The organism is Ravibacter arvi, from assembly GCF_039540405.1.
Lineage (GTDB): Bacteria > Bacteroidota > Bacteroidia > Cytophagales > Spirosomataceae > Ravibacter > Ravibacter arvi.
Genome location: NZ_BAABEY010000025.1, coordinates 45,889 through 63,565, shown reverse-complemented (window position 1 = coordinate 63,565; position 17,677 = coordinate 45,889). Strand labels below are relative to the sequence as shown.

The 17,677-nt window shown below is 51.0% G+C and carries 16 protein-coding genes; 3 read left to right on the top strand and 13 right to left on the bottom strand.

Features of this window, described 5'->3' with window-relative positions; translation table 11 throughout:
- Positions 1–45 precede the first annotated feature (45 nt).
- Positions 46–1,083, bottom strand: coding sequence for a Gfo/Idh/MocA family oxidoreductase (locus tag ABD852_RS13545; protein ID WP_345029757.1), 1,038 nt, complete (start codon positions 1,081–1,083; stop codon positions 46–48).
- Positions 1,084–1,106: 23 nt separating this feature from the next.
- Positions 1,107–2,060 (bottom strand): sugar phosphate isomerase/epimerase family protein, encoded by a 954-nt coding sequence (locus tag ABD852_RS13540; protein ID WP_345029755.1) that lies wholly within the window; start codon positions 2,058–2,060, stop codon positions 1,107–1,109.
- 157 nt (positions 2,061–2,217) lie between these two features.
- Between ABD852_RS13540 and dgoD the strand changes: the two genes are divergently transcribed.
- Positions 2,218–3,384, top strand: coding sequence for a galactonate dehydratase (gene dgoD, locus ABD852_RS13535; RefSeq protein WP_345029753.1), 1,167 nt, complete (start codon positions 2,218–2,220; stop codon positions 3,382–3,384).
- A gap of 516 nt (positions 3,385–3,900) precedes the next feature.
- Here the strand turns inward: dgoD and ABD852_RS13530 are convergent.
- From ABD852_RS13530 to ABD852_RS13505, 6 genes are all read right to left on the bottom strand, one after another.
- Positions 3,901–5,892 (bottom strand): NAD-dependent epimerase/dehydratase family protein, encoded by a 1,992-nt coding sequence (locus tag ABD852_RS13530; protein WP_345029751.1) that lies wholly within the window; start codon positions 5,890–5,892, stop codon positions 3,901–3,903.
- Positions 5,885–6,712 carry a transketolase gene (locus ABD852_RS13525; protein ID WP_345029750.1) on the bottom strand — a complete coding sequence of 276 codons (828 nt, stop codon included), beginning with the start codon at positions 6,710–6,712 and terminating at the stop codon, positions 5,885–5,887. Before ABD852_RS13525 ends, ABD852_RS13530 begins: the two co-directional genes overlap by 8 nt.
- Before the next feature lie 74 nt (positions 6,713–6,786).
- Complete coding sequence (locus tag ABD852_RS13520; protein WP_345029749.1) at positions 6,787–8,136, bottom strand: hypothetical protein; 1,350 nt, start codon at positions 8,134–8,136, stop codon at positions 6,787–6,789.
- Between the two features lie 35 nt (positions 8,137–8,171).
- On the bottom strand, positions 8,172–8,498 hold the full coding sequence (locus tag ABD852_RS13515; RefSeq protein WP_345029748.1) for a DUF4907 domain-containing protein: 327 nt from the start codon (positions 8,496–8,498) through the stop codon (positions 8,172–8,174).
- 82 nt (positions 8,499–8,580) lie between these two features.
- On the bottom strand, positions 8,581–9,552 hold the full coding sequence (locus ABD852_RS13510; protein WP_345029746.1) for a Kelch repeat-containing protein: 972 nt from the start codon (positions 9,550–9,552) through the stop codon (positions 8,581–8,583).
- A 168-nt stretch (positions 9,553–9,720) separates the two neighbouring features.
- The gene (locus tag ABD852_RS13505; RefSeq protein WP_345029744.1) at positions 9,721–10,434 is read right to left on the bottom strand and encodes a LytR/AlgR family response regulator transcription factor; all 714 of its coding nucleotides are present in this window, start codon (positions 10,432–10,434) and stop codon (positions 9,721–9,723) included.
- A 214-nt stretch (positions 10,435–10,648) separates the two neighbouring features.
- On the opposite strand from ABD852_RS13505, the gene ABD852_RS13500 reads away from it, so the two are divergent.
- A complete protein-coding gene (locus ABD852_RS13500) occupies positions 10,649–11,953 on the top strand; it encodes a DUF4270 family protein (RefSeq protein ID WP_345029742.1) in 1,305 nt (434 codons plus the stop codon).
- Between the two features lie 49 nt (positions 11,954–12,002).
- Here the strand turns inward: ABD852_RS13500 and ABD852_RS13495 are convergent, their stop codons facing one another.
- Positions 12,003–13,427 carry a S41 family peptidase gene (locus ABD852_RS13495; RefSeq protein WP_345029740.1) on the bottom strand — a complete coding sequence of 475 codons (1,425 nt, stop codon included), beginning with the start codon at positions 13,425–13,427 and terminating at the stop codon, positions 12,003–12,005.
- Positions 13,428–13,458: 31 nt separating this feature from the next.
- Positions 13,459–14,706 carry an ornithine--oxo-acid transaminase gene (rocD, locus tag ABD852_RS13490; RefSeq protein ID WP_345029738.1) on the bottom strand — a complete coding sequence of 416 codons (1,248 nt, stop codon included), beginning with the start codon at positions 14,704–14,706 and terminating at the stop codon, positions 13,459–13,461.
- A gap of 157 nt (positions 14,707–14,863) precedes the next feature.
- Here rocD and rpmB point away from each other — a divergent pair, with 157 nt between their 5' ends.
- Entirely contained in the window at positions 14,864–15,103 is a 240-nt protein-coding gene (gene rpmB, locus ABD852_RS13485) for a 50S ribosomal protein L28 (protein ID WP_345029735.1), read from the top strand.
- A gap of 194 nt (positions 15,104–15,297) precedes the next feature.
- Here the strand turns inward: rpmB and ABD852_RS13480 are convergent, their stop codons facing one another.
- From ABD852_RS13480 to ABD852_RS13470, 3 genes are all read right to left on the bottom strand, one after another.
- Positions 15,298–15,435 (bottom strand): hypothetical protein, encoded by a 138-nt coding sequence (locus ABD852_RS13480; RefSeq protein ID WP_345029733.1) that lies wholly within the window; start codon positions 15,433–15,435, stop codon positions 15,298–15,300.
- Positions 15,436–15,465: 30 nt separating this feature from the next.
- Positions 15,466–16,107, bottom strand: coding sequence for a hypothetical protein (locus tag ABD852_RS13475; protein ID WP_345029731.1), 642 nt, complete (start codon positions 16,105–16,107; stop codon positions 15,466–15,468).
- Positions 16,108–16,300: 193 nt separating this feature from the next.
- Positions 16,301–17,539, bottom strand: coding sequence for a DEAD/DEAH box helicase (locus ABD852_RS13470; protein WP_345029729.1), 1,239 nt, complete (start codon positions 17,537–17,539; stop codon positions 16,301–16,303).
- Positions 17,540–17,677 lie beyond the last annotated feature (138 nt).

The window sequence follows — 17,677 nt, the reverse complement described above, 5'->3', positions numbered from 1 at the left end:
AGAGAGAGATAGTTCGGGAGGAAATAAGGTATTGACCACAGAACATCAGAAAGGTTGTACCGATTTTTCGGCTTCGCTTTTAAACGCCAGGTCGATTACCCGCGCTGTGTTGAGCACCTCCCGGGGTTTCACCAAAGGTTGGGCGCCGGCGGCAACGCAGTCACGAATGTTCCGGTAAAAAGGTGAATAGTTCCCGGGCTCACTTTTAACAATGCCCGTATATGCGTCGGAGTAGAGCGTTCCCCAGCGGTTTTCGGGCTCTGCTCCCCAGTTTTCTCCTGTCGGGAGCTGGTCTTTCCGGAGCGTTTCTTCCTGGACGTCGAGTCCGCCTTTGAAAAACGACCCTTTGCTTCCGTGAAGCAGATAACGCGGTTCATTGTGGTAGACCAGCAGGCTCGATTTAAGGGTTACCACCTTGTCGGGATACCCAAGAACGATCGAAAAATAGTCATCGATAGCGCTGCCGCCACGAAGCGACTTGATATTTGCCGTAACGGTTTCGGGCGTTCCGAACAAAACCAGGGCCTGATCAATCAGGTGCGGCCCTAGGTTATATACATTTCCCGCGCCGACCCCGCCCTGTTCCTTCCAGGTATTGGTAACCGGCACGGGCCTGTAGCGATCGTAGCGGCTTTCGAATTCGAAAATATTCCCGAGCCGGTCATCGGAAATAAGACGTTTTACCGTCAGGAAATCCGAATCCCACCGCCGGTTCTGGTAGGCGGTAGCGACGAGCCCCTTGCTTTCTGCAAGCCGGAATATTTCAGCGGCTTCCGCTTCGGTGTTGGCGAAAGGTTTTTCTATGACAATATGCTTGCCCTTTTCGAGGGCTTTCATGGCATATTCAAAGTGGGTTTCGTTTGGTGTACAAATAAAAACAACCTGTATGGCGTCGTCATTTAGCAGACTGTCAATCGATTTGTGGTTTTCGATGGCCGGATCATATGCCTGCGCATCATTCCGGTTTCGTTCAACCACTCCCTTTATTTTGAAGCCGGGAATTGTTGAAAGAAAGGGGGCATGAAAATACCTGCCGGAGAGGCCAAAGCCAACCAATCCTACGTTAACTATTGTATCGGACATGTTCTTGAAATTTGTCTGGGTTTCTATGCTTTTTCCCAAAGTTCTTTTGCCTTTGCAAGGTCCCGTTTCATGGCTTCGTAGACCGTGGTCGGCGAGACGTTGATTTTGGATGACCCGCTTTCAGCGCCTCCGAGCGGGTATTCGAGGTGAAGGCAAAATGGCACCTGTACGTTGTATTGTTTTAAAAGTTTAAAATAGGTCAGCCAGTCTACCATTCCCTGTCCCAGAGGGACATTCTGGGCGGCCCATTTGCCGGTCCGGTCACTCCACTGGAAGTCTTTCAGGATTACGGTTTTGATGTGCGGCCGGATGAGCCTGAGCCCGTTTTGCCAGGAAAGGCCGCCTTCCACTACCGCGTGGCGGATATCATATTGAGAGCCCATGCTCTGCGTATCGGCCCTGCTAAGCAATTGAAATACCTCCCACATGGAGGATCCGATCAGCAACCCCGCATGATTTTGATAGCAACCTACCAGGTTCAGCTTCTTGTTGAGTTTGGAAAGTCCGCCGATTTTTTGACTGAAGCTCGAAAGCGCCGCTGGTTGCGTCTGGTTTTCCGGATAGCGGTACCAGTTCATGCGGTAGTATTGAAAGCCCAGTTTCGAGGCGGTCTGAAGCAGCCTGACGTCCTGCGCATTGACGGCGCTTTCTACCGCCGTGCAGAAAAGGGAAGGGGAGAGGCCGGCTTTCCGCATTGCTTCGGCGGCTTTCGGCAAGTCGTCTTCGACCCGTTCAGGCAGTACGTGGCCTTTTGGGCGAACGGTCAGGTCTATGCCGTCGAATCCCATCTCGCGGACCACGTCCGACATGGCCTCGTAGTCGAGAAACTGGAGATGCTTCGAGAAAATATGGATTTTGGGAAACTCCTGGCTGGTCTTGTTTTCGGCTTTCAGCAGCTCCGGTGAAAGAAAGGGGATGGCGGCCAGAGCGGTGGTGTTTTTGATGAAAGCGCGCCGGGAAAATTGTGAATCACGCATGTGAAAAGTAGTTTGATCGGCAGAAAAAGGTATTTGAAAACTCCAAAATACTGTTTTTGCCTTCTATTTACGAATATTACGTGTAATTACGGAAGCCTGGCTTCAGTAAACAAGTCATTTATCACCCTTTGATTGTTATTCACCTTACGACCTACCCATGTCAGAGCAGAAGGATTTTTCTATTAAAAGTATTTCGTTGTACAAAGTGCCACCGCGGTGGCTGTTTTTGAAAATTACCCTGAACAACGGTCTTTCCGGTTGGGGCGAACCTGTTGTGGAAGGGAGGGCCGATACGGTAAAGGCGGCGGTAGAGGAACTCTCCGGTTACCTGATCGGCCAGGATGCGCGCAGGATTGAAGATATATGGCAGGTGTTGTACCGCGGTGGCTTCTACAGGGGCGGACCTGTACTGATGAGCGCGATTTCAGGAATTGACCAGGCGCTTTGGGATATTCGCGGGAAGGCTCTCGGTGTTCCCGTTTATGAGTTATTGGGCGGCCCGGTCCGGGATAAAATGAAGATCTATAGCTGGATAGGAGGGGACCGTCCCGAGAATGTAGCGGAAGCGGCAAGAGCACGCGTGGCTGCCGGATTTAAAGCGGTTAAGATGAATGCTTCGTCCGATATGGAATGGATTGACACACCGAAAAAAGTGTCTGAGATTATTGATCGGGCCATGGTGGTAAGGGAAGCCGTAGGCGACGATGTGGGGATAGGGCTGGACTTTCACGGCCGGATTCACCGCGGGATGGCAAAGGTGATTATGAAGGAGCTGGAGCCGGTAAAACCTATGTTTATAGAAGAGCCGGTATTGTCGGAGAACAATGAGTCGCTGAAGGTATTGCAGCAGATGACCAGCGCACCGATTGCGACCGGCGAGCGGATGTTCAGCCGCTGGGATTTCAAGCGTTTGTTTGAAGACCGGTCGGTGGATATTGTGCAACCTGATCTGAGCCACGCCGGCGGGATTTCCGAAGTCCGGAGAATTGCGACCATGGCGGAGGCTTATGATGTAGCGGTGGCGCCTCACTGTCCGCTCGGCCCGGTTTCGTTTGCTGCGGCCCTGCACCTCGACTTTGTGAGCATCAATGCGTTTATCCAGGAAACCAGCATGGGCATCCACTATAACGGAGAAATTGATTTGATTGACTATGTGAAAAATCCGGAGGCGCTTCGGGTAGACGAAGGGTATATTCATCTATTGGACAAACCCGGTCTCGGGTTGGAAATCGATGAGGAAAAAGTCGTTGAAATGGCAAAAACAGGCCACGACTGGAAGAACCCGATCTGGAGGAATGCCGACGGTTCTTTTGCAGAATGGTGAGAAATGGACCGTGGCGTCGTGAAAAAAAGGTTCTTTTGAAAAAATCACCTCATCCCGGTTATTGTCAATAGTGCGGCCCCGGGGATTGTAAGAGCCACCAATTCCAGCGGGCCGGACGACCTGATTTAGTTGTACAACAAATTCTTCAAGTGTTTGATTTTGCCCTGTTTGAACATACGAAGGCAGTGGGTTTGGGGCATAAAAAGGGTTCGACGGGCTCACCCACCATCCGGACGGTGTCCTCCGGATGATGTCCTCCGGATGGTGTCCTCCGGATGGTGTCCTCCGGATGGTGTCCTCCGGATGGTGTCCTCCGGATGGTGTCCTCCGGATGGTGTCCTCCGGATGGTGTTCTCCGGATGGTGTTCTCCGGATGGTGCCTGAGCTTGTCGAAGGCCTTTTATCCTTGAACATAAACTCAATAGAAACCCAGCGTGTGACGATCAGGCACTTGTACTTCGTTGTACAGAATTCACGAAAAAGCAATTTCATTCGTGAATTCGTGGCCATCACTACTTACTTTTTTCTCTTTTCCACAAGTTCCCGGATAGCATCCGCGGAGTGGTAGAGACGTTGGCCGGCCCGGATTCTTGTCCGTATAAACTTGGGCCGCTTCTTGGTCTCTTCGAAAATCTTGGAAATGTATTCCCCCAGGAAGGAGATACCCAGGATGGTAAGCCCCCCAAAGAAAACAATAAGGATGATGACAGTACTCATACCGCGCGGCGTATCGGGGAAGAATACGAATTTCGCAAGTATCTGCCAGATAATGCCCAGAATGGAAACACCGGTAAGCAGGAAGCCTGCATAGCTCATCATTTCTAGCGGCGTAAAGCTGAAGCTGAAAATGGCTTTGCGGGCCCAGCCTATATTTTTACGCCAGTTGTTGGTGGAAACGCCAAACATCCGTTCCGGGCGCACATAGGGTACGCCGGTTTGTCTGAAGCCCACCCAGGCGCGGAGCCCCCGCAGAAATTGTTCGGTTTCCGGCAGGGCCACGAGTTCTTTTACCACTTTCCGGTCAATCAGGGAAAAGTCGCCGGCATCTCGGGGAATGGGGATGTAGCTCATGCTCTGGAAGACCTTGTAAAACGTCTTGTAGAAAACATGAAGCCAGGGTTTCATTTCCCGCTGCACGCGCACTCCGTAGACGACGTCGTTCCCGGCCATCCATTTTTCGTAAAATTGAGGGATCACCTCCGGCGGGTCCTGTAAATCGCCGTCCATCAGCACCACTGCATCACCGGTCGCAATCTCCATCCCGCTCAGGAAAGCAGACTGTGATCCGAAATTCCTGGAGTGGCTGATCCCGATTACGTTGGGATCTTTTTCACAAATGGCATCGATAACTTCCTCCTGGTTGTCGGGGGAGTTGTCATTCACAAAAATGATCTCATAGCGGACCTTCATTTCGTTGAACGTCTTCACCAACCTGTCATACATGTGCGGAATTGCCTTCGCGTCTTTGTAGCACGCAATGATGGCGGTGATGACCGGGTTCAGCTTCGGGTTTTCGAAGGCAGGAATAATGGTGGCTTCGTAGTGGATGTCATCCTGCCATTGCCGGTATTTTGCAAGACCTTCAGCAAGCGGAGTTTTCGCTTTCCAGCCAAAGTCTTCAGAAATTCGGGTAGGATCTCCGTACCAGTCTGCCAGATCCCATTTCCGGTTGCCCATGCTTCCCCAGCGGGGTTCTTCCGGGATAGAAAAACGCTCTTTGGCTAGCGCAACCAGGTCGCCGATGGTGGTTTTCTTCCCGGTCGCGACGTTATAGGATTTTCCTGAGGTTGCGGGACTGATCTGCAGGGCAACTTCCAGGAAAGCATCCACGCAATCGTCTATATAGACAAAATCCCGGCTGATGTCGGGCGATACCAGGGAAGGAAGCCGGTTTTGCCGGACATTTTCAATCAGCCTGGGAATAAGCCGGTCAGGCTCCTCCCATTGGCCGTAAATGGAATAGAGCCGCAGGTTGATCGCCGGGACCTGGTAGGTCCGGGCATAAAATTCAATCAGGTAAGAGGCCGAAACCTTAGAAACTGCGTAGTGGCTGTTGGGTTCGGCTTTATCCTCTTCTCCCGGCGCCGTGCAATTCAGGCCGTATTCGGAGCTGCTGCCTGCATGGACGTAAGTGATCCCGGCCCGGCACTGTTCCAGTAAATTGACGGTGCCGATTACATTGGTTTCGTAGGTGAGCGCCAGGTTGCTTTGCTTGCTGTACGCACCGTAGGCAGCCAGGTTAAAAACCGTGCCGGGGTTGTACTTCTCAAATACCTCCCGTACGGAATTCGGAGAGACAATGTCGCAATGTACAATATTGTCAAACGGTACATTCAAGGCTTTCAGTCGCCAGGCCTTGGTTGCATCATGCGTGAGCGCGTAACAATCCTTCCTGACCTTTAGAATAGCTTCGAAGAGATTGGCTCCTATAAATCCGCTGGCGCCGAAAACAAAAACAGGCCCTTTAAGCCGGGCAATTTTATCGTGAGCAGATAAGCTTTCAGGCATTCGTAAGTTCGTTTAAATAGGCCTCTGAGACATTCCGGACGGCCTCTTCGTACTGCTCAGCAGACATGGGCAGGTAATGCCATTCAAGTCTGTTCTCCATATAACCCACGCCTTTCCCCTTGGTGGTATTGGCAATTATCATTTTGGGGATTTCGTTTTTCCGGCTTTTGAGCCATTCTATGGCCTGGTGCAGGGCCTTTATATCGTGTCCGTCCACTTCCAGTGTATCCATGCCGATGGCGCGCCATTTTTCGGTGTCGGCCGTGGTGCCGAGTACTTCATCGGTACGGCCAAAACCCTGCAAACCATTCCGGTCGACGACGACAATCAGGTTGTCCAGCTTGTTTTGTATGGCATAATGAGCGGCTTCCCAGGAGGTTCCTTCATTGGTTTCGCCATCCGACATTACGACGTAGGCATAGGAATCAGAACCGGATACTTTTGAAGCGTGCGCTACTCCGGAGCCGATCGGGAAGCCATGTCCGAGCGAGCCGGTGGCAAAAGGAATTCCCTCAAATTGTCCGGCGCCGGGGTGAGCCGGAAGCCGGGTGCCGTCATGGTAATAGGTTTGAAGCACCTCATCCGGAATTTCGCCCAGGAGGTTCAACGCCGCATAAAGCGATGCGGCAGCATGGCCTTTGGAGAGAATGAAGGTGTCGCTTGCGTCTTTATTCAGGAACAGGACGGCAATCAGCAGGTCTACGCAACTGAGCGAGCTGCCAATATGGCCCGCGTTTGCGTTATAGTACATTTCTAAGATTTTCAGCCGGAGCTGACCGCTCAACTGATGTGGATTTTTAAGTATGGCCTCCTTTTGCATGGCGCAAAGTTAGATTTATTTTACTTGCCCGGAAACTTCGTCGGGTAAGTTACTATAATAATCGTGCCCGCAGATTATTGAAGTAAATCGATAACGTCTTTTATTACTTCCTGGAAATAGGCGCCTTTGTGCGGCCCGAACCAGTTCATGGTAACGGTTTCGTACTTGTCCAGATTGTACCAGCGGTCATCGGTTACATAGCCGGTATATCCCCCGTTGAAGCTGGTCACCATCAGGTTCAAACCTTTTTTTCTGGCATACTGGTCAAGCGGTGCTACCAGTTCGCCGGAGAAATCGCAGGGTACGCCTACCATGAGCACATTTCCGATCCGGAGTGCTTTGATTTCCTGGGGGTATTCACCGAAGAGGCGGTTAAACGCCCAGGAGCGAAGCGCCCAGCGGGTAGTCAGCCTCGGTTTCGGGTCGCCGAGCGGGAGCGGGAGCGACAGCGAGTTCAATACCGGCGTTGTCAGCGTGGAGTCCGGAACGGCTTTTCGGAAGGATTGCAGCACGCCGTTGCCCTGGGCGGCCATGGCTTCGATGTCGGTTCCGCCCTGGCTGTTGGGTGCCATACTGCCCACGGCGCCGGCTAGGTAAACCGCAAAATGCCCGGCCGGCTGCTCCAGGGAGTCGAGGAGTACGCCCGGCCAGTCGCGGGATAGGGCCATGGTTTTGGAGCTCAAAACCGTGGAATGCGCTCCATAGGAAACCAGGTCAACTACACGTCCGGATGAATCGGAGAGCTCGAAAGCCCTGATTTCGGGGTCGGTAGTGCCTTTGTCGCCAATGAGGCGGTTGGCAATGTTGGCGTGGTCATACCCTTCTTTATAGGTAAACCGGACTGGGGCCGGTTTTTGTTGTGCCTCACGCAGCGATTGCAGCATGGCTTCAGCGAGCTTTTTTTCAACCTCGGCGTTGTACGGCCCGGAGAAAAACAGCCCGGAAATACCTTTTCCCCAGCCGCCGACACTGTTGTGCGTGTGGGTGGCGCCAAAATAAAGAGATTCGAAAGGAAGATCGGAAGGAGTCAGCAGTTTCCGGAATTGCTGTATGACCGTAGGCGGAATAATTAAGAGGTCTGCACTGATGATTGCCGCCCGCGAGGATTCGTTTTTCAGGAAAATCGTTCTGACAAAAACCGAATCAAGTACCTCCGTATAGGGTTTGCCTCTTCGCTTGCCATAGCCGGCCATAGGCCCGGGAAGATCGGGTGTGATGCCGACTTTGGACCAGCCGGCATAGAGCGTTTCTCCAGCCTCGAGCCTGCTTACCTGCGTGCTGTCGAGAAGGGCTTTCCATTGCCTGTAATAACCGGTGTCGTGCAGGGGTGTCGTGTCAGGGGTAGTAACCAGGCCCGCCAGGAGTGCCAGCAGGAGAAGGCCGACAACGGCGAGAGTTATTAATATCCTTTTGATCAGTTTCATCCGGGTTGAGACAGGGTTGAGATATGCTTTGGCGACTAGAGTACTTCCAGTGAATCCAGTTCCTTTTTTTCCAGCGTAGGGGGAAAGTTGCCTTTCTTGATTTTGTAAATGACGAATGCTGCAGTCCTGGCCGCTTTTTGTTCGGAATCAAAACCCCGGGTTCCTTCCATTCCGGGTATGGTTTCCTGTTGGATCACCAGCATGGTATCCGCGGCGAAAACCCGGTAACCCCACCCGTTGGGGGTTTCAAAAGTCTTGTACGAGAGGGGTGGTTTTCTGCTGGCGTTCCGGATATAGACAAACAGCGAGAACGCGACCAGGGAGAAAACCAGGAGAAGCAGGGTCTTATTTCTTCTTGACATAGCCGACGTGGAGAATATTCAGGTAGAAAACAAGAAAGGGAACATCGACTGTTCCCTTTCTTGTTTCAAATATCGTTCTTTTTTAGTCGTCGTCAACCTGGGTAGCGGACGGATCGAAGCCCCAGAAGTCGTCCAGGAAAGAGCCTGAAGTCCCGGTGCCGTAGTAGATCACATTCTTAAGTGAAAATCCGATTGCATAGGAGCGCTGTCCGCCTTCAAAGCTGGTTTTCTGGGTCCAGGCATCGCCAACCGGATCGTATTCCCATACATCTTTGAGCGAAGAGGCCTGGATACCGCCGATGATATATCCTTTGTTGTTCAGCGAAACGGCCAGCGGGTTGGTGCGGGGGTGATCGGTCAGTTCAGCTTTGGCAACCCACACCTGTTCTGCACCCGGATTGAATTCATACAAATCACTGTGGTTGACAGCCGTGTTGCCGCGTCCGAAACCTACGTATGCTTTATCACCGATTACAAAAGCTGCGGCTCCCTGACGCTTCCCGCCGATGAAGCTGGTGATCTGTTTCCAGTTTCCTCCTTTGTCATCCGGTGTGTATTCGTAGAAATCCTGCTTGTAATTGCCGTCGAAACCAAGGCCTACATAAGCTTTGTTTCCCAAAGTAAAGGCGACCGCCTGTTGTCTGGCTCCGGAACCCGAGGTGGACGGCAAAGAATCCACCTGCTTCCATTTGTTGCTTGCCGGGTCATACTCCCAAAAATCACTCTTGTAATCCCCGTCGTATCCTGTTCCTACATAACCCTTATTGCCTATTGAAAACGCTACCGCGTCCTGACGGGCAGTCCCGCCGAAAGCCGCTTTCTGCGTCCAGAATTTTTGCACCGGGTTGTATTCCCAGAAATCCTTAAGCCGCTCCTGGTTGGCCGAGTAGCCCAACCCCGCGTATCCTAGCTCCCCGATCGTGAAACCAACGGCAGATCTCCGCGTTATCCCTTCAAAATCCGGCAGCCCCGTCTGGTACCAATTCCCAATATATTCTGGTTCAACGTCTTCATCATTACAGGCGCCGAGGAACAGCACCGAGGATGCTAACATTGCAATGGTTACAATTCTTGTTTTTAGGTTTAACATGAGGTTGTAAGATGTTGTAATACGCATTGGTATTCTAAAATTAAGAGGGCGCAAAATTGAGCGTACACCCTGTATAAAAAAAACATTTGAGATGAAATGACAAATTGTGTAGACAAATGGTCTCACGACTTCTCACGCATTTAAGCGCTGCTTAAAAATATCATAATTGTTATCGCTGACCGGTATTAAGTGATTGCCAATTTGTATTCTCTGGTTGCGTATGACATCAATTTTTGCGATCGAAACAATAAACGATTTATGCGCCCTGAAAAACATATCGGGAGGGAGCTTTTCTTCGATGCTTTTCATCGTCATACGCGTAAGGATCGGGCTTTGTTGATCCGAAATGTAAATTTTTACGTAATCCTTCAGCCCTTCTATGTGGGTAACCTGCTTCAGGTTGATTTTAATAAGCGCGTAATTGGAAGTGACAAAGAGGTATTCGGTGCTGGGGGCGCCGTTTTCGCTGTCTTTTTTCTCGCGGTGGTTGAGCTGGATCCAGGCCTTATGGGCGGCGGCGGTAAATCTTTCAGGATGAATAGGTTTTAATAAGTAGTCCACCACATTCAGATCAAAGGCTTCCAGCGCAAACTGCCGGTGAGCGGTTACAAAAATCACTTTTGGCCGGTCAATAATATTGGCCACGAAATCCAATCCCGAAAAGCCCTGCATTTCCGTCTCGCAAAACATCAGATCGACCTTTTGGTTCAATAATCCCGCCATAGCCTCGAAAATGTTCGAATAACTCCCGGTCAGGTTAAAAAAAGAAGTGAGCTGAACAAGTTCTCCGGTACGCTCCCGCGTATCGTCATGGTCGTCCAAAACAATGCAGTTAAATTTTTTCATTCTCGGATCAGCGGGTTCTTCCAGGTAAGCATTCTCCGCAATTTCCGAAGAAATGTTATATATTCCACATCTGCCCGCCTTTTTGACTGCATTTAAATAAATAGGTATTTGGTCTACACAGTTGGTCATTTAGTCTATTTCCCGCTGCGGGAGGAAACCCCTTGGCTAATTTTACCATCTCATTAATAAAAAGAGAGCTGGTTTTTCATTAAGGATGCATATTCATTTAAAAAGGTTGCTTAGTCCCCTGCGTAAGGGATGGATCGGGATTCTGATCGTGTCAATGATCACAGCGGGCTGTGAATGGGGTGACAAGAACGTAGCGTTGATAAGGCCGAATACGGACAATTTGCAGGTGGTGTTTACCGACACCGTGACTGTATTGCGGTCTACTGTTATGAAGGACTCCCTCTATACTGCCAGTGGTTTTATGCTGGCAGGGTTGTTCAGTGACCAGGTGTTGGGGAGCATCCAGGCCAAAGCGAACCTGCTGGTCAGCGCCGCGGGTCTCTCTGTGGATGAACGGGCGGTGTATGACTCAATTGTTTTCGTAAGCAAATATGGCTATTACTATGGTGACACGACCAAGTTGTACCAGGTAGCCGCGCACGAACTGTTGGCTGATATTACGCGCGGCCCTTTTTACAACCACAGGGAAGTGCCGCACAGCGTTGCCCCATTGGGCCGTACTTCTTTTTTTCCGCGCCCGAAAGGTAGTGACTCGCTTCGGATCCGTCTTTCCGACGAGCTTGGTGTGAGGTTGTTTACAGAAGCCAAAGCGAACAACATAAAAAACCAGGAGGCGCTTTTGAAGTACTTCAAGGGGATAACACTGGTTGCCGAACGAAGCAACGGTGTGGGCTTTCTAGGTTATGCCCAGGATAAGACCAATATATTGCTCCATTACCATGTAGACGGACCGGACGGGAAAGTGAAGCATGTGACAAGCATGGCAATCGGGCAGTTTTACAACCAAATCACGAACAACCGGACCGGTACCGTTTTTGACCAACTGAAACAGCCGAGACAAAAGCTTTCGACTGATCTGACCGATGGTGTAAGCGTTGTTCAGTCGGGCGTGGGTTTGATGACACGCCTGGACTTTCCTTTTCTGCAACAGTTTGGTGCGGAGCACGGCAAGGTCATTGTCAACCGTGCTTTTCTCCGGATCCAGTTGCCGCGAAATGAGGAAACCCGTGGTATGGCGGTTCCCCAACGGATTGCGCTTTACCGGACGGGCCCTAACAGCGACTGGACGAATACCGGTGACAATATTGTGCAGGTGGGCACATTTGAGCATAAAGCGGAGGAGAATCTGCGGTATTATGAAATTGACGTCAGCCAGGAGGTAATGGCGTTGTCGAAGTTACAGCAGGCCTCTACTGTCGGCTATCTGATAGGGCCGATTGCGGCAACCGGCAATGCGGAGTCGACTTACAGCAATACGCTCGATCGCCTGATCCTGCCGAAAGGGTCGGTGAAATTGCACGTATATTTTTCGACGCTTTATAACGAGTAATCCTGGCATGGCCGTCGCTCTTGTAAGTGACGGTTCTGCGGTTGCCGGGTTATTCAATTACGCCAATTTCAGGAAGTATCTCGAACATGCTCCCGTCAGCGGGGTGATTGGAGAGGCTTGACGCGTTTTCTGTAAAAGACCACGTGTTCCCGCCTTTCTCGGAAGATGTACGGGCAGCAGACTGCTGATCGGTACCGGTAATCAGCTCGATAGCCTTTTGAAGCAAAGGATCACGAAGGTCTCCGTAGGGATAAAGCTGGATACCGTCAATAGCCTCGTAATCAGGGTGGAAACCTCCTGAGTAATCCGATTTTTTCAGGCTGTTGAACGATTTGGAGACAATGGGTTGTAGTCCCCAGTTGGTCCTGTTTTTTGGGTCGCTGAGCGTCACGGATCCTACATTCTTTCCTGAGGTGGTCGTGCCTACCAGCACTACAGGCATATAAGGGAGCAGCCCGTTGATCAGCAGTTCGCTCGCCGATGCAGTCCATCTGGAGGTAAGAACGTATATTTTCTCCAGCTGTCCGCCGATATTCTGGGGTTTGACCAGGAAGCGGTCTTCAAAATGATCCGAACCGTACCGCTTTTTCAGAATAGCCGTAATTTCCGGGTTATACTCTTTAATGCTGAAAACCGGCCTGTTACCCACATTTTTGGCAATGAGGCTGGCCAGTTGAACTGCCGAAGTCACATATCCACCCGAGTTGTAACGAAGGTCGAGGATCAATTCATTGACCTGTTTGTTCTTAAAGTCGTTGAAAATGCTCTCCAGTTTTTTGTCGTATTTCTGATCGTTCGTGCCGTTGGTGGACGGGAAAAACGAATGATACACCAGGTAGCCAATTTTTCTTGTACCGATTGTTTTGACCTCCTGGTAATGTGCAGGGTCTTCCTGGAATTTGACAGGTGTGACTGAGACAGATGCCAGGGGCTCAAGTTGGTTGGTTTCGGTGTTATAGCGTACCGCCTGGAAGCTTTTTGCGGTAGAACCGGCGAGTAGCGAAGCATAGTTCGCATTAGTGACGGGCTTACCATTTATTTCGCTGAAAAAATCTCCTCTTTTGATGCCGGCCTGGTCGGCGGGAGAGCCGGGCAATACGTAAAGGACGTTAAAAAGCGTCTTTTGAATCGCTGGTATGGTTATGATCCGGTACTCCATGCCATAAGTAACCGCCTCGCCGCTGAGATACGATTTTAATTCATCGGCGCTTTGTTGTATCCAGGAAAACCGGTCGCCGTCGGGCCGGGCGGTCGCGTCGTAGCGGTAGAGCAGGCTCGAAAAAAAAGCCTCGGGCTGCAGTGTATAGTCGGGCCGGGCCGGAAGCTTGTTGTCCCAATAGTACCACAATTGCATTTGCTGGTTGATCCAGTGATTGGTTTCCGTGTCGGTAACAAAAGGGGGGAGGGATTTGTCTTGACAGGCTCCTGCTGTGATGAGCAACAAAAGCGATCTGGCCAGTCCGGAAATGCGCATGTCTTTGATAGTTAGGCGGTTCTAAGCCCTATTAGATGCTTTGAAAGGTGTCCTCGATAATTGCGCAGGCGTCGAGCATCTGCGGGCCGGTGATGGTAAGCGGTGGGGCGAATCTTATTTTGTTGCCGTGGGTTGGCTTGCATAATAACCCGGCATCCATCAGGCGCATGCATATTTCCGAAGCGATGGGCGCATTTTCCGGAGCAGCGATCTCCAGGGCATTCAGCAATCCTTTTCCTCTTACTTCTGCAATAAGTTGAGATTTCTGTTGAAGTTCCCGCATCCGGCTTCTGAAAATTTCGCCTGTTTTCTGCGCATTCTCCGCCAGGCCTTCATCCCGGATGACGCTGAGGGCTTCCATAGCCACTGCGCATGCCAGCGGATTGCCGCCGAAAGTTGAGCCATGTTCGCCGGGGCGGATGGTAAGCATTACCTCGTCGTCGGCCAGCGCGGCCGAAACGGGAATCGTGCCGCCGGACAGGGCTTTGCCCAACACCAGGATATCCGGCTTGACGTCCTCCCAGTCACATGCCAGCCGCTTGCCGGTACGCCCCAGACCGGTTTGTACTTCGTCGGCAATGAACAGAACATTGTAGTCGCTGCAAAGCTTCCTGACGCCGGTGAGGTAGCCTTCATCCGGCACAATCACGCCCGCTTCGCCCTGTATGGGTTCAACCATAAACCCGGCGATATGAGAATTGGTAGCCAGTTGATGCTCCAGTGCCGCAAGATCGTTGTAGGGAATGGTTTCCAGCCCGGGAAGGTACGGTCCGTAATGGTTCCGGCTGTCCGGATCGGTCGACGCTGAGACGGCGGCTACCGTTCTGCCCCAGAAATTTCCTTCGGCAAAAAGGACAACCGCCTTTCCGGCCGGTATCTTTTTTACTTTATAGGCCCATTTCCGGGTAAGTTTGAGCGCGGTTTCACCTGCTTCAACACCGGAATTCATCATCAGCACCTTGTCGTATCCAAAATATTCGCTCATGTACTTTTCACAATCGCCGAGGCGGTTGTTGTGAAAAGCCCGGGAAGTAAGCGTAAGCAGCCCGGCCTGCCGGGTGAGGGCTGCGATAATCCTGGGATGGCAATGTCCCTGGCTGACCGCGCTGTAGGCAGAAAGAAAGTCGTAATATTTTTTCTGGTCGGTATCCCACAGGAAAATACCTTCGCCTCTTTCGATGACGACCGGCATCGGGTGGTAATTATGCGCTCCATACCTCGCCTCCAGGTCAATAAAGTGCTGGGCCCCCGGGGAAAGTATGGAATAGTCGATAGTCATGTTCGTAACGTCCGTTCAGGTTTCTTTGCCTAAAGATACAAAGTTAGTTTTATCCGGCCTAAACAATAAATTTGAAAATTAGTAGAGGTAACATTGTCATTCATAAGTTATTTTCTTACCTTTGCCTCCGCTTTTACAGAATCGAAATTTGAAAGTCATGGCCAGAGTTTGTCAAATTACAGGAAAGAGAACACGTGTAGGAAACAATGTTTCTCACGCGAACAATAAAACCAAGCGTAAGTTTTATCCGAACCTTCAGAAGAAGCGTTTTTTCATTCCTTCAACAGGAGAATGGGTGACTTTGAAGGTTTCTACCTCGGCTATCCGTACCATCAACAAGAATGGTATCGAGGCGGTATTGAGAGATTCTTACGAAAAAGGTACTTTGCAGTTCTAGGAACTGTACGATTACTGCGTTTTTTTGGCCCTTCCTGGTGAAGGGCTTTTTTTGTCGGTTCACATTTGCAATACTTTTTATAGAAAGAGGAGATCCTTCGGTTTTACCTCGTTTTGCTACCATTGACAACAACAGGTTTGGAGCCGCACCAACCGGACGGTCATCCCGACCGCAGTGGAGGGATCTCCCTCTTTCTACACCCAATCCTTTAAATAGGATTTTTCTAACAACAGGAGATCCTTCGGCTCCACTGCGTTCCGCTCAGGATGACCCTCCGGCAGATGCGCTACTATTGATAGTACTACGGATGGGTGCACCAACCGGACGGTCATCCCGACCGCAGTGGAGGGATCTCCCTCTTTCTACACCCAATCCTTTAAATAGGATTTTTCTAACAACAGGAGATCCTTCGGCTCCACTGCGTTCCGCTCAGGATGACCCTCCGGCAGATGCGCTACTATTGATAGTACTACGGATGGGTGCTCCAACCGGAGGGTCATCCCGACCGCAGCGGAGGAATCTCCCGCTCCTCGTACCCAATCCTTTAAATAGGATTTTTCTGACAACAGAAGCTCCTTCGGCTTCACTGCGTTCCGCTCAGGATGACCCTCCGGCAGATGCGCTACTATTGACAAAACTACGGATGGGTGCGCCGTCCGGACGGTCATTCCGAGCGCAGTCGAGGAATCTCCCGCTCCTCGTACCCAATTTCTTAAATAGGATTTTTCTAGTAACAGGAGATCCTTCGGCTCCACTGCGTTCCGCTCAGGATGACCCTCCGGCAGATGCGCTACTATTGACAAAACTACGGATGGGTGCGCCGTCCGGACGGTCATTCCGAGCGCAGCCGAGGAATCTCCCGCTCCCCGAACCCAATCCTTTAAATAGGATTTTTCAAACAACAGGAGCTCCTTCGGCTTCACTGTGTTCCGCTCAGGATGACCCTCCGGCAGATGCGCTACTATTGACAAAACTACGGATGGATGCGCCGTCCGGACGGTCATTCCGAGCGCAGCCGAGGAATCTCCCGTTCCCCGGATTTAATCCTTTAAATAGGATTTTTCCAATAACAGGAGATCTTCGGCTCCACTGCGTTCCGCTACCATTGACAATGTTTGTTAATCTGTTAATTACTAGCAACTTAACATTCCATTGTCATCTCCACTCCAAGGTCGAAATAACGGCGCGGAAGTCCGCTCAATTCTTTTTCCTGCGCTTTTTCCGATTTTCGTACTGTTCTATTTCTTTAAGCACTGCCTGCAGGTCGGGTTTGTATTCGGCGCTGGCCTCTACGATGTCCCGGTGTGCTTCGGTAGAAATGTCGATACGGTTAACCGGTTTTGTAATGTAAGCTTCAATTTCGGCGAGAAGTCCTTTTTCATCCTCGCTGCAAAAGGAAATGGCCTGTCCTTTCCGCACGCCCCTGCCGGTCCGGCCTACCCGGTGGACATAATTTTCCGCTTTTTCCGGAAGGTCATAGTTCACGACCATATCAATGTCAGGGATATCGATACCCCGCGCTCCTACATCGGTGGAGATAAGCACCCGTACGCTTCCGGACCGGAACCTGTCAAGCATTTCAAAGCGTTCCGCCTGGTCTTTGTCGCCATGAATTGCGATTGCCGGCACGCCGAGGCGATCAAGCGCTTTTACTACCCTTTCGGCACGTACTTTGGTACGGACAAACACCATGATTTTGTCGTCGGGGTTACTTTTGATAATACGCTCGAGGAAAAAGCGTTTATCGTCCATTTCGACGAAGGAAACCGCATGCCGGATATTTTTGGCCACGGGGTCTTTGGGTGAAACCTGTATCCGGATGGGGTTGGTTACCAGCGAATAGGCAAGACGTTTGATGTTCTCGTCGATTGTAGCCGAGAAAAACAACGTTTGTCGCTTTGGCGGTACTCTTTCCGTTACGTCGCGGATGTCTTTGATGAACCCGGGGTCGAGCATCCGGTCGGCTTCGTCCAGGATCAGGATTCTTACCCGGTTCAGCCGGATGAAGCCCTGGCTGGAAAGGTCAAACATTCGTCCCGGCGTAGTGACCAGGATATCAATTCCTTTCTCAAGCTTCGCAATTTGAGGGGCCTGTTCAACGCCGCCGAATACGCAGAATGTAGCGACGCCGGTACCCCGTCCTATCTTTTGAAAGACTTCGCTTACCTGCAGGGCCAGCTCACGGGTCGGTACCATTACCACGCATTTGATCCCCTCGCTCCGATAGGCATTGTTGAGCTCCATGACCTTCTGGATTACCGGTATGGCGAATGCTGCAGTCTTTCCGGTGCCGGTTTGCGCCACCGCAAGCACGTCTTCCCCCCGAAGGATGGAAGGAATGGCTTTGTATTGAATGTCAGTAGGCTTTAAGAAGCCGGCTTTCGTTAAATTACTTTTGATAATTTCGGAAAGGCTGTAGTAGTCTTTGAATTTCATGTTTATAAAGGTGTGAGCCATGAGGTGTGAGGGGTGGGCCGGTTGGAGATTGGCTTCTGATTGCTGCCTGCCGTCATTGCGACGTTAAAACCTCATACCTCACACCTCATACCTGATACCCATTCCGCAAAGGTAGCG